General features: G+C 53.8%; 18 protein-coding genes. 9 read left to right on the top strand and 9 right to left on the bottom strand.

Features of this window, described 5'->3' with window-relative positions:
* Window positions 1-186 precede the first annotated feature (186 nt).
* A complete protein-coding gene (ansP, locus tag HV350_RS12580; protein ID WP_047358134.1) occupies window positions 187-1,629 on the top strand; it encodes an L-asparagine permease in 1,443 nt (480 codons plus the stop codon).
* Between the two features lie 42 nt (window positions 1,630-1,671).
* On the opposite strand, the gene HV350_RS12575 is transcribed toward ansP, so the two are convergent.
* Both HV350_RS12575 and HV350_RS12570 read right to left on the bottom strand, forming a co-directional pair.
* Complete coding sequence (locus HV350_RS12575) at window positions 1,672-1,893, bottom strand: YgdI/YgdR family lipoprotein (RefSeq protein WP_003020157.1); 222 nt, start codon at window positions 1,891-1,893, stop codon at window positions 1,672-1,674.
* 136 nt (window positions 1,894-2,029) lie between these two features.
* Window positions 2,030-3,091 (bottom strand): YncE family protein, encoded by a 1,062-nt coding sequence (locus HV350_RS12570; protein ID WP_016153137.1) that lies wholly within the window; start codon window positions 3,089-3,091, stop codon window positions 2,030-2,032.
* Window positions 3,092-3,351: 260 nt separating this feature from the next.
* Here HV350_RS12570 and pqqU point away from each other — a divergent pair, with 260 nt between their 5' ends.
* A complete protein-coding gene (pqqU, locus tag HV350_RS12565) occupies window positions 3,352-5,472 on the top strand; it encodes a TonB-dependent receptor PqqU (protein ID WP_181630602.1) in 2,121 nt (706 codons plus the stop codon).
* Between the two features lie 30 nt (window positions 5,473-5,502).
* Here the strand turns inward: pqqU and HV350_RS12560 are convergent, their stop codons facing one another.
* Window positions 5,503-6,540 (bottom strand): NADP-dependent oxidoreductase, encoded by a 1,038-nt coding sequence (locus HV350_RS12560; RefSeq protein WP_016156570.1) that lies wholly within the window; start codon window positions 6,538-6,540, stop codon window positions 5,503-5,505.
* A 58-nt stretch (window positions 6,541-6,598) separates the two neighbouring features.
* Complete coding sequence (locus tag HV350_RS12555) at window positions 6,599-7,174, bottom strand: XRE family transcriptional regulator (protein ID WP_046275593.1); 576 nt, start codon at window positions 7,172-7,174, stop codon at window positions 6,599-6,601.
* 37 nt (window positions 7,175-7,211) lie between these two features.
* Between HV350_RS12555 and mddA the strand changes: the two genes are divergently transcribed.
* Together mddA and HV350_RS12545 are read left to right on the top strand one after the other, a co-directional pair.
* On the top strand, window positions 7,212-7,730 hold the full coding sequence (gene mddA / locus HV350_RS12550; RefSeq protein WP_016156571.1) for an L-methionine sulfoximine/L-methionine sulfone acetyltransferase: 519 nt from the start codon (window positions 7,212-7,214) through the stop codon (window positions 7,728-7,730).
* Window positions 7,727-8,176 (top strand): DMT family transporter, encoded by a 450-nt coding sequence (locus tag HV350_RS12545; protein ID WP_181630600.1) that lies wholly within the window; start codon window positions 7,727-7,729, stop codon window positions 8,174-8,176. The genes mddA and HV350_RS12545 overlap by 4 nt, the downstream gene beginning before the upstream one ends.
* A 66-nt stretch (window positions 8,177-8,242) precedes the next feature.
* Here the strand turns inward: HV350_RS12545 and HV350_RS12540 are convergent, their stop codons facing one another.
* Window positions 8,243-8,476 (bottom strand): YdcY family protein, encoded by a 234-nt coding sequence (locus tag HV350_RS12540; protein ID WP_016153143.1) that lies wholly within the window; start codon window positions 8,474-8,476, stop codon window positions 8,243-8,245.
* Window positions 8,477-8,493: 17 nt separating this feature from the next.
* Window positions 8,494-10,095, bottom strand: a complete 1,602-nt coding sequence (locus tag HV350_RS12535; RefSeq protein WP_181630598.1) for an ABC transporter substrate-binding protein — start codon at window positions 10,093-10,095, stop codon at window positions 8,494-8,496.
* A gap of 282 nt (window positions 10,096-10,377) precedes the next feature.
* On the opposite strand from HV350_RS12535, the gene HV350_RS12530 reads away from it, so the two are divergent.
* From HV350_RS12530 to HV350_RS12520, 3 genes are read left to right on the top strand one after another with little or no spacing between them, the layout of a single operon-like run.
* A complete protein-coding gene (locus HV350_RS12530) occupies window positions 10,378-11,685 on the top strand; it encodes an SrfA family protein (RefSeq protein WP_181630596.1) in 1,308 nt (435 codons plus the stop codon).
* A gap of 4 nt (window positions 11,686-11,689) precedes the next feature.
* Window positions 11,690-14,671: a virulence factor SrfB gene (locus tag HV350_RS12525; RefSeq protein WP_047358152.1), complete on the top strand. Its 2,982-nt coding sequence runs from the start codon at window positions 11,690-11,692 to the stop codon at window positions 14,669-14,671.
* Complete coding sequence (locus tag HV350_RS12520) at window positions 14,668-16,827, top strand: virulence factor SrfC family protein (protein ID WP_181630595.1); 2,160 nt, start codon at window positions 14,668-14,670, stop codon at window positions 16,825-16,827. Before HV350_RS12525 ends, HV350_RS12520 begins: the two co-directional genes overlap by 4 nt.
* A gap of 19 nt (window positions 16,828-16,846) precedes the next feature.
* Here the strand turns inward: HV350_RS12520 and HV350_RS12515 are convergent, their stop codons facing one another.
* A complete protein-coding gene (locus HV350_RS12515; RefSeq protein WP_016153148.1) occupies window positions 16,847-17,020 on the bottom strand; it encodes a GhoT/OrtT family toxin in 174 nt (57 codons plus the stop codon).
* 192 nt (window positions 17,021-17,212) lie between these two features.
* On the opposite strand from HV350_RS12515, the gene yncL reads away from it, so the two are divergent.
* Window positions 17,213-17,308, top strand: a complete 96-nt coding sequence (yncL, locus tag HV350_RS12510) for a stress response membrane protein YncL (protein ID WP_071524268.1) — start codon at window positions 17,213-17,215, stop codon at window positions 17,306-17,308.
* 119 nt (window positions 17,309-17,427) lie between these two features.
* On the opposite strand, the gene HV350_RS12505 is transcribed toward yncL, so the two are convergent.
* The gene (locus HV350_RS12505; RefSeq protein ID WP_049271609.1) at window positions 17,428-18,207 is read right to left on the bottom strand and encodes a helix-turn-helix transcriptional regulator; all 780 of its coding nucleotides are present in this window, start codon (window positions 18,205-18,207) and stop codon (window positions 17,428-17,430) included.
* Window positions 18,208-18,308: 101 nt separating this feature from the next.
* Between HV350_RS12505 and HV350_RS12500 the strand changes: the two genes are divergently transcribed.
* A complete protein-coding gene (locus HV350_RS12500) occupies window positions 18,309-19,436 on the top strand; it encodes a multidrug effflux MFS transporter (protein WP_181630592.1) in 1,128 nt (375 codons plus the stop codon).
* 195 nt (window positions 19,437-19,631) lie between these two features.
* Here the strand turns inward: HV350_RS12500 and patD are convergent, their stop codons facing one another.
* Entirely contained in the window at window positions 19,632-21,059 is a 1,428-nt protein-coding gene (gene patD, locus HV350_RS12495; RefSeq protein ID WP_047358126.1) for an aminobutyraldehyde dehydrogenase, read from the bottom strand.
* Window positions 21,060-21,071: the final 12 nt, after the last annotated feature.

Genomic DNA, 21,071 nt, shown 5'->3' with positions numbered 1-21,071 from the left:
GCGCCAGTACCGGCTGCATAAAAATGCTTAATTCTTGTTACCGGGGCTTTGCGGAACCAATCAATTGAATGTAGGATGCTCGGCCGGCAGTTTTCCCCCGTAACACAATGAAGGGTAAGGCTGTTTTCGCCGCAGCAGGTGCGGCAAAAAGGATGTTGTATTTTTGTCAGGTCAACAGGAATCGTAATGAACACAAACAACACGCAAGCCGCGGAACAACATGCGGCGAAACGACGCTGGTTGAATGCTCACGAAGAGGGGTATCACAAAGCGATGGGCAATCGACAGGTACAAATGATCGCCATTGGCGGCGCAATTGGTACCGGGTTGTTTTTAGGGGCAGGCGCACGCCTGCAGATGGCCGGCCCGGCTTTGGCGCTGGTCTATCTGGTATGCGGTATTTTTTCGTTTTTTATACTGCGCGCGCTCGGCGAACTGGTTTTACATCGCCCTTCCAGCGGTAGCTTCGTTTCCTACGCCCGTGAATTTTTAGGTGAGAAAGCCGCCTATGTGGCTGGCTGGATGTACTTCATCAACTGGGCGATGACCGGCATTGTCGATATCACCGCGGTGGCGTTGTATATGCACTACTGGGGCGCATTTGGCGACGTGCCGCAGTGGGTGTTCGCCCTCGGCGCGCTGGCTATTGTCGGCACCATGAACATGATCGGCGTGAAGTGGTTCGCGGAGATGGAGTTTTGGTTTGCGCTGGTTAAGGTACTGGCAATTGTGATTTTCCTGGTGGTAGGTACCGTTTTTTTAGGTACCGGAAAGCCGCTGGATGGTAACGCCACGGGTTTTCACCTGATTACCGACAACGGCGGCTTCTTCCCGCATGGCCTGCTGCCTGCGCTGGTACTGGTACAGGGTGTTGTTTTCGCCTTTGCCTCTATTGAACTGGTGGGTACCGCCGCCGGTGAGTGCAAAGATCCGCAAACGATGGTGCCGAAAGCAATCAATAGCGTTATCTGGCGTATTGGTCTGTTCTATGTGGGTTCTGTCGTGCTGCTGGTTCTGCTACTGCCCTGGAACGCCTATCAGGCGGGGCAAAGCCCGTTTGTGACCTTCTTTTCCAAACTGGGCGTGCCGTACATTGGCAGTATCATGAATATTGTGGTGCTCACCGCGGCGCTTTCCAGCCTTAACTCAGGGTTGTACTGTACCGGGCGTATTTTACGCTCCATGTCGATGGGCGGTTCGGCACCGAAATTCATGGCTAAAATGAGCCGTCAACAGGTGCCGTGGGCCGGGATCCTCGCCACGCTGGTCGTGTATGTCGTCGGGGTATTCCTGAACTATCTGGTGCCGTCACAGGTGTTTGAGATCGTGTTGAACTTCGCGTCACTGGGCATTATTGCGTCGTGGGGGTTTATCATGGTCTGTCAGATGCGTCTGCGCCGGGCCATAAAAGAAGGTAAAACGGCAGACGTCAGCTTTAAACTGCCGGGCGCACCGTTTACCTCGTGGTTAACGCTGCTGTTCCTGGTGAGCGTACTGGTATTGATGGCGTTTGACTATCCAAACGGCACCTATACCATCGCGTCATTACCGCTGATTGCCATCCTGCTGGTCGCGGGCTGGTTCGGCGTGCGTAAACGTGTTGCAGAGATCCACCGCACCGCGCCATAACGGCAGAAGGCCTGACAGGTTAATCCTTCAGGCCTTCTTTTTTTAGTTCGCTTCAATCAACTGCGCTACGTCGTTGCTGTTAATTTCCCGCGCATTCCCATCCTGATCGGTATAGCTGGTCATTCCCGTGTCTTTATCCAGTTTTGGCTTACCCTGGGTGGTGATGGTTTGTCCGCTTTTGGTCGTCATAACGTAATCGGTGGTGCATCCTGCCAATGTAAACAGCATTACGCCTGCACAAAGACAGATAAATGGCTTTTTCATGGTATTCCCGTGTTATTCAGTTAGCCGTTGAGGGCGTAGTGTAAGTCCCTGAAGTGGGTCAGGCTACTGGCCGGGTGTAACGAGGCGTATCGGGGGATTTAGAGAAGTGACAGGAGGGGTTTCCCCCTCCGGTTAATTACAGCGCAATACGAATAACATCGTCCGGCTGGGTGGCTTCCTGCTCGCGGGTGGACTTCTGTTTCACGCTAACGTACAGGGTTTTACCGTCGGCGGAGAGCGCCAGGCTATTCGGGAATGTTGGGGTCTCGAACGTTTTAACGACTTTATAGCTTTTCGCGTCGATCACGCTCACTTTGCCGGCCTGACGATGGGTCACGTAGGCCTCGTTACGCGCCGGGTTAAACAGCACGGCCAGGGATTCCGGCGCGGCGACTTTTGCCAGGACGTTGCCATTACGGGTGTCGATTACCAGCACTTCCGCCGCTTTAGAGTCGGTGACAAAGGCGCGGTTGCCCGCCGTGTCCAGACTCAGGTTGATGAAGAAATGCTCTTTTCCATCATCCAGCAGCTTTTTACGGCTGAGAATTTTGTTGGTGGTGGTATCGATAGTGATGAATTCACCGTCCGCATTGGCGGTGTACAGGCGTTTAGCCTTGCTGTCGACAGCCAGAGCGGTGCTCATTTTGCCGGTATTTTGAATGGTGTCCTTCAATTTAATGGCATCACCGTCCACCACCCAAATCACGCTCTCTTTACCAATACCGCTAATGTATACCGTGTTGGTGGCGTCATCGGCGACCAGCTCACGCGGCTGCAGTGGGCGAACGTCTTCAGAACGCTTACGCGCATCCAGCACCAGACGTCCTTTCACCGCGCCCGTTTTAGCATCCATTGCCGTCACCGCGCTGTTTACCGTGTTGCCGAACCACAGCGTTTGCGTGGCGTTGTTGATGGTGGCGCCAAACGGTTTGAGATCGTTATGAATAACCTGAGTCACTTCGAGGGTGACCGGGTCAAGACGGTAAACCACCCCGCCGGTATCCAGTTTGCGGCTCTGCGAGGTCGCCAGCCACAGCGCGTTCTCTTGCTGACTGTACGCCATTTCATAGGCGCCTTTGCCCACGGCTTTGCGCAGCAGTTCTTCTGCAGCCTGCGTAGTAAAAGATGATGCAACGAGCAGTGAACCTAACAGTAAAGAACCACGCAGACGCGGCGAAAACAGATGACGTAAAGACATGACGACTCCCTTTGATAAATTCGTTTGTTACTGCTTCACATAGCTTCAATGAGCAAAATCATGGTTTTGCCTTTTTTAGGAATGAGAATAGTAATCATTATTCATCTCAAAGTGGAGCACTTCTTCACATATTGACTACAATCGTTGTCATTGCCCGAAAAACTAGCGCAATTCAGCAGCGCTAAAATTCATCTTTTATAAAAAAATTCACGCGCTTATCGCTGGTGTTACGGCGTAAGCATCATTAACTGGCCTTGTTCATGACGATTTTTGCATCCCGCTACACTGCACTTCCTGTTTCTTTACTGCCTGTCTTCCTCTCGCCTTATGCCGTGGCAGAAAGTGAGATAAACGATCAAACGCTGATCGTTAGCGCGACACCACAGTCCGTTTCTGAACTGGACACCCCTGCCGCCGTCAGCGTCGTTGACGGAGAAGATATGCGTCTGGCAACGCCGCGAATTAATCTGTCTGAATCCCTGACCAGCGTCCCTGGGCTACAGGTGCAAAATCGGCAGAACTACGCCCAGGATCTCCAGTTGTCGATTCGCGGATTTGGTTCGCGAACCACTTATGGCATCCGCGGCATTCGTTTGTATGTCGACGGGATCCCAGCAACCATGCCGGATGGGCAGGGTCAAACATCCAATATTGATATCAGCAGCGTACAAAATATTGAGGTTTTACGCGGCCCCTTCTCTGCTCTGTATGGCAATGCGTCTGGTGGAGTGATGAATGTCAGCACTGAAACGGGACATGAGCCGCCAACCATTGAAGCCAGCAGTTATTACGGCAGTTTTGGCAGTTGGCGCTACGGGTTAAAAGCAACGGGCGCACTGGGCGATGGCACACAGCGAGGGGATGTGGATTACACCGTTTCAACAACCCGGTTTACCACCCATGGTTATCGCGATCGCAGCAGCGCCCAAAAAAATCTGGCCAATGCCAAACTGGGCGTGCGCATGGACGATACGAGCAAACTAACCCTGATTTTCAATAGTGTAGAGAGTAAAGCTGACGATCCTGGTGGTCTTACCGAGTCGGAGTGGCAGGCCAATCCGCAGCAATCTCCCCGCGCTGAGCAATACAACACGCGAAAAACCATCAAGCAGACCCAGGCGGGGTTGCGCTATGAACGCCAGCTTAGCGCGAAGGATGATATCAGCATCATGACTTATGCGGGCGAGCGTGAAACCACTCAGTATCAGTCAATCCCGATGGCCCCGCAGTTAAAACCCTCTCATGCCGGAGGCGTTATTACCCTGCAACGTCATTATCAGGGGATAGACAACCGCTGGACTCACCGTGGCGAGCTGGGCGTACCCGTGACCTTCACCACCGGTCTGAATTACGAAAACATGAGCGAAAACCGTAAAGGCTACAACAACTTTCGCCTTGATGATGGCGTGCCAGAATATGGTCAGAAAGGCGACTTACGACGTAACGAACGTAACCTGATGTGGAATGTCGATCCCTATCTGCAAACCCAGTGGCAATTAACGCAGAAACTCTCGCTGGATGCCGGGGTTCGCTACAGTTCGGTGTGGTTTGATTCTAACGATCGCTATATTACGCCTGGTAACGGAGATGACAGCGGTGACGCCAGCTATCACCAGTGGTTACCTGCCGGATCGTTAAAATACGCCATCACCGATGCCTGGAACGTCTACCTGGCCGCGGGACGTGGGTTCGAAACGCCCACCATCAACGAGTTGTCTTACCGCTCCGACGGCCAAAGTGGGATGAATTTTGACCTACATCCTTCCACAAACGATACCGTGGAAATCGGCAGTAAAACGCGTATCGGCGATGGGCTGTTTACCGCAGCGCTATTCCAGACCGATACCGATGACGAGATCGTGGTTGACAGCAGTAGCGGCGGGCGGACAACCTACAAAAACGCTGGAAAAACCCGCCGTCAGGGAGGTGAGTTATCCTGGGACCAACGCTTTGCCGCAAGCTGGCGTGTAAAAGCTGCATGGACCTGGCTGGATGCGACCTACCGCAGCAACGTCTGTGGCGATCAAAACTGCAACGGCAACCGCCTGCCTGGCATTGCGCAAAACATGGGATTTGCTTCGCTGAGCTACGTGCCTGATGAAGGTTGGTATGCGGGAACTGATGTTCGTTATATGAGCAACATTATGGCAAATGATGAAAATACGGCGCAAGCCCCGTCCTATACCGTAGTGGGTTTAAATACCGGCTATAAATTTTATTACCGCAGTCTGATGATCGACCTGTTCGGTCGGGTGGATAATCTGTTTGATAAGTCCTACGTCGGTTCGGTGATAGTGAATGAGGCAAATGGTCGATATTACGAACCGGCGCCAGGACGAAACTATGGCGTAGGGATTAATCTGGCCTGGCGTTTTGAATAACACTGGCGGGAATGACTCCCGCCATCCGTTTTACGCATCGTCTGCAAGACGAATCACCACTTTACCGAAGTTTTTGCCGGTCAGCAGGCCGATAAAGGTCTGCGGCGCATTTTCCAGACCGTCGGTGATTTGCTCGCGGTAATGGATTTTGCCCTCTTTAACCCAGCGCCCCATCTCCCGCTGAAACTCCTGAATGCGGTGACCATAATCCTGACCAATGATAAAGCCCTGCATCCGAATTCGCTTTTTCAGCAGCGTTGCCATCAGCAAAGGTAATCTATCGGGTCCGCCTGGAAGCGATGTGGCGTTGTAACCGCTGACCAGTCCGCACAGCGGAATGCGCGCAGAGGTATTGAGCAATGGCAGAACGGCGTCAAATACCTTACCGCCGACGTTTTCGTAGTAAATATCGATCCCCTGCGGACAGGCTTTTGCCAGCTGTTGCGCAAAATCTTGTGCATGGTGATCGAGGCAGACATCAAAGCCCAAGACCTCGGTGGCATGTCGGCATTTTTCTGCCCCGCCAGCAACCCCGATCACCCGGCAGCCTTTGAGCTTACCAATCTGCCCTACCGTTGCGCCAACCGGGCCGGTGGCGGCGGCCACAACCAGCGTTTCCCCTGCTTTTGGCTGACCAATATCCAGCAGCCCCATATAAGCAGTAAACCCTGGCATCCCCATCACTCCCAGCGCCCAGGAGGGATGTTCGGGATTATCGCCAAGTTTCACCAGCCCGTTACCGTCGGAGATGTCATAGTCCTGCCAGCCGCTGTAGCTCAGCACCCACTCGCCTGGCTGGTAATCAGGATGGTTGGAGGACACCACGCGACTCACGGTCCCGCCAACCATCACGCCGCCAATCTCTACCGGCGGGGAGTAAGACGGCTCATCGCTCATGCGTCCACGCATGTAGGGATCGAGGGAAAGAAAAATGGTGCGCAGTAAAACCTGGCCTTCACCCGGCGTTGCCACCTCATCGTCTTCAAGACGGAAGTTTTCCGGGACCGGCGCGCCATGCGGGCGGGAAGCCAGTACCCAGCGGCGATTGCGATTAGTCTGTTGACCCATGATGTGCTCCTCTGCTTTTGGCATGATTCCATCAATAGTAGCAGCCTGTGTCCGCCAGTTAGCTGACGACATGATTTAACCGCACAACCAGGTAAACGCAGGGGTGTGCGGTTTCATTGATAAACCGACAATCATTCGGCGGACCAAGCTCCAGGCAATCGCCAGCCCGCATTTCATGACGCACGTCCCCTTCCACAAAGACCAATTCCCCCTGCTGTAGCCAGATAAGTTGTCTTGCCTGCACATAGGAAGAGGCTGGCATCGGGATGTCGCTTCCGGCGGGCAATTCTATCTGCACCAGATCAATAGGCAGATCGCTGCGCGGTGAAACGTGGCGGCGCAGATAGTGGCTTTGCGGGTCGTGCCAGACAGGCTGATCAGCGAAGCGCAGCAGCTTTCCCTCCTGCATTTCGGCCCGCGCCATCAGCATAGACATGCTGATACCAAAGGCACCGGAGAGCCTGCCCAGCAGCGTGGCCGTTGGGCTGCTCTCACCGCGCTCTATTTTATGGATCATCGCCCGCGACACGCCTGCGCGTTCAGCGAGTTCCGTCAGAGACCAGCCGCGAGACTCCCGCTCAATGCGAATTCTTGCACCGATCCGTTGATTTATGCTGTCTTCAATAGTATTCATATTGTAATACTATAGTGAACAATCCCTGAGGTTCAACATGTCCATTCGATTTGCCAGCAAAGAAGATTGTGCCGCCATTGCAGAAATCTACAACCATGCGGTACTGCATACGGCGGCTATCTGGAACGATCAAACGGTCGATGCCGAAAACCGTATCTCATGGTATCAAGCCCGCCAGTTGATGGGCTATCCGGTGCTGGTGAGTGAAGAGAATGGCGTAATTACAGGGTACGCCTCCTTTGGCGACTGGCGTAACTTTGATGGATTCCGTCATACTGTTGAACATTCGGTGTATGTCCATCCTGCTCATCAGGGTAAAGGCCTGGGACGAGCGCTGCTCAGCAGACTGATAGAAGAAGCCCGCGCGTGCGGCAAGCATGTGATGGTTGCGGGCATTGAGTCTCAGAATCAGGCATCGCTGCATCTGCACAGCACGCTGGGTTTTAAAACCACCGCGCAAATGCCACAGGTTGGCACGAAATTTGGGCGCTGGCTGGATCTGACTTTTATGCAGTTGCAGTTAGACGATCGCCGCGAACCGGATGCCAGCAGATGAACCAGACGCTAACCCTCTCCTTTCTGATTGCCGCAGGTATTGGTCTGGTGGTGCAAAATACCTTGATGGTACGCATCACGCAGACGTCCTCGACGATCCTCATCGCCATGTTACTTAACTCGCTGGTCGGGATCGTGCTGTTTGCCAGCATACTGTGGTTTAAGCAAGGTATGGCGGGGTTTGGGGAACTGGTTTCCAACGTGCGCTGGTGGACGCTAATCCCTGGCTTGCTGGGATCGTTCTTTGTTTTTGCCAGCATCAGTGGATACCAAAATGTGGGTGCAGCAACCACTATCGCGGTGCTGGTGGCCAGCCAGTTAATCGGCGGACTGGTGCTGGATATTCTGCGCAGTCATGGCGTGCCGCTGCGGGCGTTGGTGGGGCCGGTCTGCGGCGCGGTGCTGCTGGTTGTTGGGGCCTGGCTGGTGGCGAGACGTTCGTTTTAATTGCGCTTATCCGGCCTGAACATGCAGGCCGGATAAGGTGTTACTTCGCCATCTGGCAACAATGAATTAAAGGATTGTGCCGCCTTTGGTCAACTGTTCGCGACGGGTTTCCATATCCTCTTTATGCTGACGGCCATGATGTGCGATAGCCGTACGCAAACGCTGTTGCTGGGTGTAACGTTCTTCCCGGCTCAGCACGACATCATCGCTGAGTTCAATCAGCAATTCATTCATATGCGTAATGACGCTCTCTTCAATGGCGGCATCAACACGTGCGCTGACCTCATCCAGATGCGACATAACCTCTCCTTAACTCATTAATTTAATTTTGCTTTTGAAAAATCGCTGCCCATCAGGCTAACGCTGTATCCGCTGACGTTGCTGCGCGTCGCGTAAAACGTTTTCCCGTTTGCTAACGCAATCCACGGAGCCTGCTGGTAGAAAATCTCTTGCGACTGCTGGTAAAGCGCGGCGCGTTCTTCCGGTTTACTCACCAGTTTCGCCTTTTGAACCAGCGAATTATACTCTTTATCGCACCAGCGCGCGGCGTTAGATCCGGTTTTAATGCTGTCACAGCCCAGCAGTACATCGGCGAAGTTGTCCGGATCGCCGTTGTCTGACATCCAACCGAACAACGCGGTGTCATGCTCACCTTTACGCATTCCGGAGAGATATTCGCCCCACTCGTACGACACAATTTTCGCCTTCACGCCAACCTTCGCCCAGTCGCTTTGGATCATCTCGGCAATCCGTCGGGAGTTCGGGTTGTATGGGCGCTGAACCGGCATTGACCACAGCGTCGCTTCAAAGCCGTTTTCCAGTCCCGCCTGTTTCAGCAGATCTTTCGCTTTTTGCGGGTCATAAGCGTAATCCTGCAGATCTTTATTGAATCCCAACATATTCGGCGGAATTGGCGATTTTGCCACCGTACCGGAACCTAAAAAGACGGCGTTAATAATGGCCTTTTTGTCTGTCGCGTAGTTAAGCGCCTGACGCACCAGCACGTTATCAAACGGTTTTTTCTCGGTATTAAACGCCAGATAGCCGACGTTCAGCGCTTCAACCGAATGCAGCGTCAAATCTTTATTCTTCTTAATCTCGTCAAACTGTACGGGCGCAGGTGCCGGAATTATCTGGCATTCATTGGTTTGCAGTTTCGCCAATCGGGTCTGAACGTTTGGCGTGATTGAGAAGATCAGGTGCTTCGTGGGGACAGCGCCGTCCCAGTAGTTCGGGTTGGCGAGATAGCGGATTTGCGAATCCTGCTTGTACTGCTGCAACACGTATGGCCCGGTGCCAATTGGCCAGTTATCGACGTTTTCCGGAGTGCCTTTTTTCAGCATCACGTCGGCATATTCCGCAGAAAGGATGGAGGCAAAATCCATTCCCCAGTCGGCAAGAAACGCGGCATTAGGTTCATTAAGGATAAACTGAACGTGATAATCATCGACCTTCTTCACTTCTTTAATCAGTTTATCCAGACCGACATCGTTGAAGTATTCGTAGCTTCCCTGAGAAATTTTGTGGTACGGATGATCGGCATCTTTCTGTCGTAATACCGAGAAAACCACGTCATCAGCGTTGAAGTCACGGGTTGGTTTGAAGAATTTATTACTGTTGAATTTCACGCCCTGACGCAGGGTAAAAGTGTAGGTCTTACCGTCCGGCGAAATCGTCCAGTCCGTTGCCAGAGACGGAACTGGCGTATTTTTTACCGGATCAAAGTTGATGAGTCGGTTGTAGAGCACCTGTGAGCTGGCCACAAACGATGGACCGGAACTGGCGATTTGCGGGTTAAATGACTCTGGCGACGCTTCTGAGCAGTAAATGAGAGTGTCAGTATTGGCCGCGAACGCCGCGCCTGATGGTAAGACGGCGCTGAGCGCCAGCGCGAGTAACGTTGTTTTCCTTGCAATCATGGTTATAAGCCTTCTTATTTTATTATTAACCGGGATATCAGAGCATAGCTGACAAAAACTGACCAATAACAAATCACTATCAGGTTATTCTAATCCGGTGTATTTCGCTGAATAATTCATCACCCTAAGCGAATTAATTTCCCTTAAGTCTTTTTTAAAACGTCAAGATTTTTCCCGGCACTCTATGCCATGAAAATTCGCCCCTTTTTGCCTCTCTTCCACCGTTTGCTCGTTTTTATAAAACGTAAAGTAGATACGTGAAGAAGTCTAAGGGGTAACAACGTGGCAAAAACTCTCTTGCGCAGCGGCAATTTGGATGACTATCAGGCCGTGGGCGGCGGTGGTCAGGCCGTGTTTGATTCAGCATTGCAAATTCGTGAAACGCTTCGCCTGCGTAAACAGCAGGCGATGGTGGATTGTCTGGCGATCCCACAAATTAACGACAACGGCGATCGCGTTGACTGGTATTCGCCGATTGAAGGGAAAGCCGTTGCATGGAAAGCCGCTGATGAAGAGGCCCGTTTTCGTGCGCTGCGCTATCTGGGAAGCACGCTGGAAAATGCGGCGGCGCTGAGCCGTAAAAGTCTGCAATCGGGTAAAACCTCCCTGCAACTGTTTGGCTCACTGCTGGAAAAAGCCATCCAGTTTCCTGGTGAGAATCACGTGTTTCTGGTTGAAGGTAAACCCGTTATTACGTTCTGGGGTTTCGTCAATCTGAATGAAAATCCTCGCGACGATGTGCTCGATTGCCTGCGCCTTGCCGATATTCCTCCGGTCGTCACCGTAGCGGAGCCTGAGCCGGAAGAAGAAATCACTGCCCAAATCACCTTCGTCGAGGCCGACGCGCCTTTGTTGACTCCAGTCGTTGAGCTACCTAAACCGGCTGAACCTGAACCACAACCCCCGGTCGTTGTTAACGAACCGGAAGTCTCGCCGCCGCTCGCACAGAAGAAACCCGCACGCCGCTTGCCGTTGTGGAGCCTGCCCGTTGCCGCGGTGATCATTGCAGCCATGGTTGGGCCGCTGCTGTGGAAGCAACAGCCCACCCCGCCCGTACCCGCTGTTCCCCCTGCAGACGTCGCTAAGTCAGATATAGCACCGCTGCCAGAACTGACATCTGCACTGCCGCTGCATCGGGCTGAAGTGGTTCCGGTCGCCAAAAAAGAAAAACCTGTCGAGGGACCGGTCGTGATCGCCGCGATTCCGAAAGATGCGCTGGTGATGGATGCCAACCAGATGAAGGCAGGAACGACGCGTTTTCTCAACGGTAACTGGCGCGTAATGGTTGATGTTAAAGATCCGGTTAGCGGTAAAGCGCCGTCGCTGCGCTATCAGATCCAGGCCAATAAAGGCACGGCGCGCGTGGTTCATGGCGACAATATTGTTTGTCGTGCCGAGATTTTCTCCGGTTTGCATCAGTCAGGTGAATTAATGATTAAGAGTCGCGGGAATGCCCGTTGTACGGACGGGTCACGTTATCCGATGCCGGAAATTACCTGCAAAGCGGGAACCAATGACGTCGCCGCCTGTACCGCACGTTATGACGATCACGCGGAAATCCCTCTGACGATCAAAAAGATAGGTGCCTGATTTTATGTTGGTGAATCTGTGTGACTACAAACAGAGCGTGACGCTCATCGCCAATAGCGGTGTGCAATTTCTGGATTTTGGCCTGACGCCGCAGGAATCTGCGCATCATGGCCGCTTTGTGCGCAAAACGGCAAATGGTCCCCTGCTGCGGCTGGATTTCGATCTGACAACCGGACGTTATACCTTACCAGGCAGCACCGGCGCTCAGCCCGAAGTGGTGAAGCCGGAAAGCACCCAGAAGCTGCATTATTCGCTGGACGTGCTCGACGGTGTCTGGCTGCCGCTGCCGTTCCTGCGCTTTAATCCGCCGCGTACGTTCGTTGAAGGCCCGGATAACTGGGCGCGCGTACAGGTGCGAAAGCTGGCGCAACCTGACAGCGCGGGCAACACCCACCGCGTCACCGTGGCGCTGGACAGCCAGCTCACTGAAAATGCCCCTGCGGCGTTAACCCCCAACGAAAATGACCTGCTGAACGGTACGCGATTTGCGCTGGCCTGGCATGACAACGAAATTGCCGATTTCCTCGACCAGACCTGGATTGACGGCTGGTTGCGCGAATCCTTTATGCATCATGTCACACAGCATGAGAACCGCTCAGAACAAGAGATCCAGCAGGCGCTGCGTAACTTTGAATATCAGGCGCACTGGCTGAATGTGCTGACCCTGTTAGGCGAGCAGCTTTCCGTCCCGGAAGTGAAACTGGTCACGCATACCCTTAGCACGCCCGCCATTCCCGTTGATCTTATCCTGGATATCGGTAACACCCATACCTGTGGCGTCCTGATTGAAGATCACGGGGATGCCAATGACGGACTGCGCCAGACAGCCGAATTGCAGGTGCGTTCGTTAAGCGAGCCACAGTTTCTCAACGATCCGTTGTTCACCAGCCGACTGGAGTTTTCCGAAGCGCGTTTTGGTAAGCAGCACTTTTCCGTGGAGAGCGGTCGTGATGATGCCTTTATCTGGCCGTCGATTGTCCGCGTTGGCGATGAAGCCCGAAAGCTGGCGATGCAGCGCATGGGCACTGAAGGCAGCAGTGGGATCTCCAGCCCGCGCCGTTATCTGTGGGACGAAACGCCGGTGTTGCATGACTGGCGCTTTAGCCAGATGAATGGCAAAACCCAGCGCGAACCACTGGCTACCGCCTTCCCGCTGATGAACCTGATGAACGATGACGGGCAACCGCTGTTCAGCCTGCCGCAGGATGATCGTCTGCCGGTATTCTCACCGCAATACAGCCGCAGTACGCTGATGACGCATATGTTGTGCGAAATACTGGCCCAGGCGCTGGGGCAAATTAACAGCGTGGCGACGCGTTTGCGCCTCGGATTCCCGGCATCTCCTCGTCAGTTGCGTACGCTGATCCTGACCCTGCCGTCGGCGATGCCCAAACAGGAGCGTGAGATTTTCCGCCTGCGCATGTTTGAAGCTATTGCGTTGGTCTGGAAAGCGATGGGCTGGCACCCGCAGGATGAAGACTTCACCACCCGTAAACAGCAGGAAAAGAGCGTGGTTCCCGTACCTGAGATCCAGATGGAATGGGATGAGGCCAGCTGCGGGCAACTGGTGTGGCTGTATAACGAAGCTATCTCTCACTACGATGGTCACACCGAATCGTTCTTTAACGCCCTTGCCCGCCCGGACCGTCTGCCGGAGCCTGGTGAGACTAAAGGTCGTGCGCTGCGCGTGGCATCGATCGACATTGGCGGCGGGACAACGGATATGGCCGTCGTCCATTACCAGCTTGATGACGGCGTGGGTACAAACGTCAAAATTACCCCGCACCTGCTGTTCCGTGAAGGCTTTAAGGTTGCGGGCGATGACATGCTGCTGGACGTGATTCAGCGTTGCGTGTTGCCTGCGCTGCAAACCCGTCTGCAACAGGCTGGCGTGACCGACGCCGCCGCATTGCTGGCCACGCTATTTGGCGATTCCGGGCGCATCGACACCCAGGCGATTTTGCGTCAACAAACGGCGTTACAACTCTTTATGCCGCTCGGTCATGCGGTACTTTCAGCCTGGGAACAAAGTGATATTAACGATCCGGTAGCGGGTCTGCATGCCACCTTTGGCGAACTCCTGAGCCAGCAACCAACGCGCAACGTGCTGAATTACATCCAGCAGGCTATCGATCATGCGTTGCCTGCGGGATCGCCAGCGTTTGATGTGTTGAGCGTGCCGTTACAGGTGCAGTTCAGGCAGTTACAAGAAGCGTTACTGGCGGGCCAGTTTACCCTGACCTCCCCACTGCATGCGGTCTGTGAGGCCATTTCACACTATCGCTGCGATATTTTATTAGTGACCGGCAGACCCGCCTGTTTACCGGGCGTACAGGCGTTGATCCGCCATCTGCAGCCCGTTCCGGTTAATCGTATGATCTGGATGGATAACTACCGCGTACATGAGTGGTATCCGTTCAGCCAACAAGGGCGGATTGGTAACCCCAAATCCACCGCAGCAGTTGGTGCCATGTTGTGTAGCCTGGCGCTGGATCTACGCTTGCCGCGTTTCAACTTTAAAGCTGCCGATATCGGCGCTTACTCGACCGTACGTTATCTCGGCGTGTTGGATAATACGGTCAATACGCTGCGCGATGAGAACATCTGGTATCACGATATCGATCTGGATAAGCCCGGCGCGAAGCTGGATGCCCGCCTGCACTTCCCATTGCGCGGCAACGTTACGTTAGGTTTCCGTCAACTGGCCAACAGCCGTTGGCCTGCCACACCGCTGTATACGCTCAGCATAAATTCTGCCGAACTGGCAAAAACCATCGCCGGAGATGGCGTGTTGAATGTACGGCTGCAGCTACGCGGTGGTAGCAAAGAAAGCGGCCCGGAATTCTTCGTACTGAGCGATGCGTGGTTACAGGATGGCACTCCCGTTGCCGCCAATGCCTTAACGTTAAAACTGAATACGCTGGCAGACCGACGCCATAGCGGGAGCCATTACTGGATTGATAGCGGGAGCGTGTACCTGAAATGAGTAAGATGTTAAACACCGCGCAGGCCGCCATCGAGTGGGTAACTGATACCCGTCAGCGTGCGGCGCGTCTTGATGATGAAGCGGATGCCCTGTTGGCGCAGCTCACCCTGGCCGCCGTTAATGAATCTGCGTTGAAGACGACCTTTTCATCGCGAGGATGCGTTGGGCTTTACGGACATTCGCAATCGGCAAAAGCGCACCTGCTCACAGCATTGTGCAGCAACGCCAATGGCAAAGTGAATATCGTTACCCCGGATCGCAGCTTTGATTACTTTTCACATATTAATCCTGGTCATGCGCCAACCAATATGGCGATCCGCTTTACGCGTGATGAAAATCCGCTCGATGGTGAATGGCCGTTGCGCCTGCGGCTACTCAGTGAAGCCGAACTGGTACAGCTATTTATTACCCAGTTCTGTGCGCTTGCGGATAACCGCCAGGTCGAGAAATCGATTATTGAGGCGCGCCTGGAAAAATGGCAAACGTTGCGCCAGCGTCATCCGGTGCCGGGCATTACCGCGCAGGATGTCGCGGCAATTGGTCGTTTCTGGCGCGCCTGCGTACCGGCCAGACAGCAGCAATTTGACGACGCGCTATGGTATCAGTTTGCCACGCTGCTACCCGCTCTGGATCTGACTACCCGGGCAAACGCCTGGGCGTTACTGTGGGGAGAACAACCAGAGTTGACGCAACAGTGGTTGGCGCTGGCGCATACGCTGCAACAAACCGGGAGCGCGCAAGAACTCGCGGCTCCGCTGAGCCTGCTGGTTGACCATTTTGGTTTACCTGCCGAGAGTTTCCTGACTCAGGTAGCATTGAACGGGAATGAGGCGCAAAGCGATGTGGTGGTTCATCCAATAGAAAATGATCAGTTGCTCAATGCGGTCAGCCTTTCTCAGGCTTCGCTGGCGCTGCTCACGCGCGAGCTGGTCCTGACGGTTGAAGACGCGGTACTGGAGAATGTTGATCTGCTGGATATTCCCCTCGCCCCGGATGTTCATCCCCATCCATTGTGGCAGGCCAAATTAGGCTGGATGCTGGAACATTATCGCCAGCATCTGCAACCGGATGTACTTTTAATCTGTAATGCGGTATCTACCCGCTCCCAGACTCCCGCCATCACCCGCAAGCTGCTGGGCTGGGTTAACGATACTCAGCCCGTACATGACGCTGCATTGCCGGGAGTGGTCTGGGCCATTACTCCGCAGGATGCGCGGTTTAGCACTCAGCAAAATCTTGATGAATCTGTGCAGCAATTAATGGGCAAGCCCGGACTGCACTGGGGCACGCTGCAGGCGCTGGATAAACACAGCTTACAACGCCTCGTCGAATGGCTGACTCAGGCAACCTCGCCCCAGCAACGCCAGGCGAGATTGACCTCCCTGCGTGAGCAGCACCAGCAGCGCGTACGCGAAACCCTGATCGGCTGGATTAACCCCGTTGAAACCGAATCGGGTAGCAATGAGTCGGTGATCCGCCAGCTCCAGGCCCAGGCGGCAAAACATGGCGAACTCCTGGACGGTTTGCTCCCGCCGATGCGCCTCTTTGAGTCGCTACTGCGTGTTCAGCAGCCGCGCGAGGAACAGGTGAGCGGATTATTTAATGAAGAGATTGACCTGTTTGCCGAGGTGCGTGACACACCGCACTCGCCGGAAAGCAAAGAGACCGGGTATCAGGCGCACAAAATGTGGGTTAACCACGTGCGCCAGTGGTGTCGCGATGAAAATAATGCGCGCCGTTTACGTCTCGAGCCGCGTACGCTAAGGCAGGTTGCCGATATCCTCGTCACCACCAGCTATCGGCTGGAAATGCCGCAACGCTTACAGCGCATTATGCAGCGAGAAAACGTCTGCGCCGCGCAGCTTCACGCCGATATTGGGGATTTTATTACCTGGCTTGGATTTGCCAGCGTGGCAGAGGAACAGCGTCCGGCCAGCAGGATCCAAAAAGGATCGGCTATTTTTAGTGCCCCGGCGCAACAGCCGATGTTACGGTTGACGAAACTGGATGAACAACCTTCGCATGGCGCAAGCCGTTACGTTTACGACTGGCTGGTTGCTTTGTATACCCGCGCCAATGAAAACGTGGGATATCAGCATCCGCAGGATGTTTGCGCAGTCGACAAAAAACGATTAGATGCCCTGCTTTCCTCCTGAAACGGCGTTCACGCCGTCATCAGAAGAGAGAAAACATTAACGCGACGGGAAAACTCATCGGCCAGGTCGCCCCGACTAATACCGCGCTGAGAAAACGAATCCGCTTTTTATCGCGGGAAAGAAACCAGGTGATGATTGCCGTGATAGCGGCCATCACCGCATAAAAAACCAGCATTTTTTGGTACAGAGACATGTCAGGCATCCGGGCCGAAAGGTAAAATCGCGCGCAATATGCTCTTTTTCATGACCCACATCAAGTTTTATTAATTATTTTAAGAGAAACGCCGGTAAAACAAGCCGTTTTCATTATGTTCAGAATCCGTACTATTGCGGATAGTTATAACCCGTACTATACCCATAAGGGTTAAAACGAAAGGTGGCACAAATGAATGTTTCCAGTAAAACTGTGGTGCTGATAAATATATTTGCTGCTGTAGGACTTTTCAGTCTGATTTCCGCAAGGTTTGGCTGGTTTGCTTGATGTCGTTCTTCTTGATTAATTGCAGCGTCCGCTGGCAGAGAGGCTCTTCTCTCTGCCATTAGTACACGATTTTCCCACTCTCCTGCCACCCGGTAAATTATCCTTAGTATGTAATCCCCCTAATCCTTCTGCGGCATTATATTGCCCGCATAACGGCTCGGTGTTGTGCCGGTATGCTGATGGAAAAAAGCGATAAAAGCACTGTCACTGACAAATTCCAGATATTGCGCCACCTGGCTGATCTGCCCCCCGTCAGCCAGCATCTCCATGGCTTTTAATAGTCTAAATTGCTGCCGCCAGCTCTGATAATTCATCCCTGTATCCCTGGTAAATATTCGACTGATCGTCCTCTCGCATGCCCCAACCCGTTGGGATAATTGATTTAGTCGTGGTGGCAATTCGCCCATGCGTACTCCTTCAAGCCACACGTTCAGCCGTGGATCTGAGGGAAACTGCAACGTCCAGTTTTCACTGCGGGCGGCCCGCATTTCCTCACAGAAAACGGTGATAAGACTGGCCTGCTGCGCGGCAGGCATTTCCCACGGCCAGAAAGCCATACGTTCTATTACTTCAAAAAAGAGAGGATTAACGTCGACTATCTGCAGCGGTAACTTAGATAACGGCAATGTAGTTGAAAAATACAACGAACGATAAGCCATCACCCCGCGCATTATGGCGCGATGTACCGTACCAGCCGGGATCCAGACCGCGCGCCGTGGCGGTAGCTGACACAGGGCATGCTCCAGCTCAATCGTAATGCTTCCCGCAGCCGAAAAAAGTAGCTGATGACGAAGATGGCTATGCCGGCCTGAATCGTGTACGCCCATCTCGGAGGCAATCCCGATTACCGGTTTATCAAAGCTATCCGCATCGAAATCATCATCCGGGGCAATTTCCATTATCTGTCCGATAGTTGATATTTAAAGTCTTGATAATGGTAATGCGACACCTCCCTTTCAGCAATAATGCCCGCCAGTTTTCTGTCTCTCTGGATATTGCTATGAACACTCTTCGCCGCCCGCCGCTGTGGCTTCTTACTTTGCTGATTATGTTTCCGCAACTGGTGGAAACCATTTATAGCCCGGCATTGCCAAGGATTGCCACGTCTTATCACGTAAGCAGTGAGCGCGCGGCGCAAACACTCTCCGTTTATTTTATTGCCTTCGCCATCGGCGTGGCGATGTGGGGTTGGCTGAGCGACTGCATCGGTCGACGTTGGGCGATGCTGGCAGGACTTATCTGCTATGGGTCAGGTTGTGCCCTGGCCGTGGTTGCCACTGACTTCAGCGTTTTGCTGCTGGCGCGGATGATCTCAGCCATCGGCGCGGCTGCCGGGTCAGTGGTGGTACAGACCATGCTACGGGACACTTATGAATCAACTGCACTATCCCGCGTCTTTTCCGTGATGGGCGCTGCGCTGGCATTGAGTCCCGTTTTCGGCCTGCTAAGCGGAGGTTGGTTGGTTAGCCTGTATGGTCATACCGGTGTATTTATTGCCCTTGTGCTGCTGGCGCTGCTACTGCTACTACTGACTGCGACCATGCTGCCAGAAACCCGGCCCGAAAATACGCTCAGACCCAGCCTTGCTGCACTGCTCTCCCGCATGATGCATGACCGCGAGCTGTGGAAAAATACCATGCTGGTTGCGCTGCTGAACACCATGCTGTTTAGCTATTACAGCCTGGCTCCGTTTCTTTTCGGGCAATTGGGATGGAGTTCCAGAGCCTTTGGCTGGACGGGGGGACTACTTGCGTTTGCTTCGCTGTCGGGCAGCCTGCTGAACCGGAGATTATTGACGACAGACCTGACATCGGAACAGAGGGTACGTTATGCCTGTGCGCTGGCAGCATTGTCAGGCCTCGCCGCGTGGTGGTTACAGCACTCCGCGTGGATTCTGATACCGGTTTTCGGCGCGGTGATTGCCTATGGCATCGCAATCCCTAATGTGCTGAGTCAGGCCCTACGCCACTATCGTGAACAGGCCGGGGCCGCCGGTGCATTATTTGGATTAAGCTATTACCTGTTGCTGGGAATGATGCTGGGGGTTGCAGGCATGGTGCAACAACTGGGGCTGGTTCTGAGCATCTGTGCGCTACTCGCCTGGATTTGCAGCTTGCGCCGCGGATAACCGGATGACGATCGTGAAAGCACAAAGCCCTGACATTAATAAGCCGGGGCTTTGTTGTATCAATTAGCCTGACCTCGCGGATATTTCCAACTTACCGCCGTCCGATGGCGACGAGGCCAGTGGCGCGAATAATATAGACACACGTTTGCCAGTATTTAGCTATCCGTGCCGCATTTATCGCTCGCGCTTCAGATATTACTCATGCTTGATCATGACATGGCGAACAATCGTGTAATCTTCCAGCCCGTAAACCGACATATCCTTGCCATAACCAGACTGTTTTTGTCCGCCGTGCGGCATCTCGCTGACCAGCGTGAAGTGGGTATTGACCCAGGTGCAACCATACTGCAGGCGAGCGCTAAATCGATGCGCGCGCCCCACATCCCGAGTCCAGACGGAGGATGCCAGGCCGTATTTCGAATCGTTAGCCCACGCCAGCACCTGATCTTCATCCTCAAATACGGTGACGCTGACCACCGGACCGAAAACTTCCCGCTGCACGATAGCATCTTCCTGCTTCGCCCCGGCCAGCAGCGTCGGAGCAAAATAGTAGCCTGCGCCGTCCACTTTTTTACCACCGGTGATGACTTTGATATGCCCCAGTGCTTTGGCTTCATCGACCGCTTTAGTCACGCGATCGAGGTGCGCCTGCGAGCTTACCGGCCCCAACTCCGTCGATTCGTCATTCGGTGCACCGATTTTCAGGCTGGCAACCGCGGCACCCAGTTTCTCAACCAACGCGTCATAAATGCCTTTCTGGGCATAGATTCGACAAGCGGCGGTACAGTCTTGCCCGGCGTTGTAATACCCAAAGGTTCGCACGCCGCTCACCACCGCATCCAGATCGGCATCATCAAAAATGATGACCGGGGCTTTGCCGCCCAGCTCCATATGTGTGCGCTTAATCGAAGGCGCGGTGTGCTGGATAATGTGTTCACCGGTCGCAATGGAGCCGGTCAGGGAAACCATCCGGACTTTTTCATGACCGGTCAGCGGGTCACCCACCGTTTTGCCACGGCCAAAAAGCACGTTGATAACGCCAGGCGGATAAATATCTTTGGCAAATTCAGCCAGTTTAAGTGCCGTTAGCGGGGTAATTTCTGACGGTTTAATCACCACACAGTTACCCGCCGCCAGCGCCGGTGCCAGTTTCCACGCCGCCATCATCAGCGGGTAGTTCCACGGCGCGATAGAGGCCACCACGCCCAGCGGATCCCGACGAATCATCGACGTATGCCCTTCCAGATACTCTCCGGCCGCCTGTCCTTGCAGGGTACGAGCTGCCCCGGCGAAGAAGCGGAAAACGTCGACGATTGCCGGAATTTCATCGTTAAGGACACAGTGCAGCGGCTTACCACAGTTAAGCGATTCCAGCTCAGCGAAGGTTTGCGCGTTATCGGCGATAGCATCCGCCAGTTTCAGCAGCAGTTCGGAACGGACTTTCGGTGTGGTTTGTCCCCAGGTGGAAAATGCGTTGTCTGCTGCACGTACCGCCGCATCAACCTGCCCGGCTGACGCCTCGGCAATCTCCAGAATGCGTTCTCCAGTGGCAGGGTTATAGACTGGCTGCTTTTCACCTTCACCGTTGACCAGCTCGCCATTAATCAGTAATTGATGTTGCATAGCAATTTCCCA

The organism is Citrobacter sp. RHBSTW-01013, from assembly GCF_013781985.1.
Classification (GTDB): domain Bacteria; phylum Pseudomonadota; class Gammaproteobacteria; order Enterobacterales; family Enterobacteriaceae; genus Citrobacter; species Citrobacter braakii.
This window is presented reverse-complemented; position numbering and strand designations above follow the sequence as displayed.

What these genes read in the sequence shown, in the direction of transcription:
- ansP (WP_047358134.1), top strand. Translation starts at nt 187, where the DNA reads ATGAACACAAACAACACGCAAGCCGCGGAACAACATGCGGCGAAACGA.
- HV350_RS12575 (WP_003020157.1), bottom strand. Translation starts at nt 1,893, where the DNA reads ATGAAAAAGCCATTTATCTGTCTTTGTGCAGGCGTAATGCTGTTTACA.
- HV350_RS12570 (WP_016153137.1), bottom strand. Translation starts at nt 3,091, where the DNA reads ATGTCTTTACGTCATCTGTTTTCGCCGCGTCTGCGTGGTTCTTTACTG.
- pqqU (WP_181630602.1), top strand. Translation starts at nt 3,352, where the DNA reads ATGACGATTTTTGCATCCCGCTACACTGCACTTCCTGTTTCTTTACTG.
- HV350_RS12560 (WP_016156570.1), bottom strand. Translation starts at nt 6,540, where the DNA reads ATGGGTCAACAGACTAATCGCAATCGCCGCTGGGTACTGGCTTCCCGC.
- HV350_RS12555 (WP_046275593.1), bottom strand. Translation starts at nt 7,174, where the DNA reads ATGAATACTATTGAAGACAGCATAAATCAACGGATCGGTGCAAGAATT.
- mddA (WP_016156571.1), top strand. Translation starts at nt 7,212, where the DNA reads ATGTCCATTCGATTTGCCAGCAAAGAAGATTGTGCCGCCATTGCAGAA.
- HV350_RS12545 (WP_181630600.1), top strand. Translation starts at nt 7,727, where the DNA reads ATGAACCAGACGCTAACCCTCTCCTTTCTGATTGCCGCAGGTATTGGT.
- HV350_RS12540 (WP_016153143.1), bottom strand. Translation starts at nt 8,476, where the DNA reads ATGTCGCATCTGGATGAGGTCAGCGCACGTGTTGATGCCGCCATTGAA.
- HV350_RS12535 (WP_181630598.1), bottom strand. Translation starts at nt 10,095, where the DNA reads ATGATTGCAAGGAAAACAACGTTACTCGCGCTGGCGCTCAGCGCCGTC.
- HV350_RS12525 (WP_047358152.1), top strand. Translation starts at nt 11,690, where the DNA reads ATGTTGGTGAATCTGTGTGACTACAAACAGAGCGTGACGCTCATCGCC.
- HV350_RS12520 (WP_181630595.1), top strand. Translation starts at nt 14,668, where the DNA reads ATGAGTAAGATGTTAAACACCGCGCAGGCCGCCATCGAGTGGGTAACT.
- HV350_RS12515 (WP_016153148.1), bottom strand. Translation starts at nt 17,020, where the DNA reads ATGTCTCTGTACCAAAAAATGCTGGTTTTTTATGCGGTGATGGCCGCT.
- yncL (WP_071524268.1), top strand. Translation starts at nt 17,213, where the DNA reads ATGAATGTTTCCAGTAAAACTGTGGTGCTGATAAATATATTTGCTGCT.
- HV350_RS12505 (WP_049271609.1), bottom strand. Translation starts at nt 18,207, where the DNA reads ATGGAAATTGCCCCGGATGATGATTTCGATGCGGATAGCTTTGATAAA.
- HV350_RS12500 (WP_181630592.1), top strand. Translation starts at nt 18,309, where the DNA reads ATGAACACTCTTCGCCGCCCGCCGCTGTGGCTTCTTACTTTGCTGATT.
- patD (WP_047358126.1), bottom strand. Translation starts at nt 21,059, where the DNA reads ATGCAACATCAATTACTGATTAATGGCGAGCTGGTCAACGGTGAAGGT.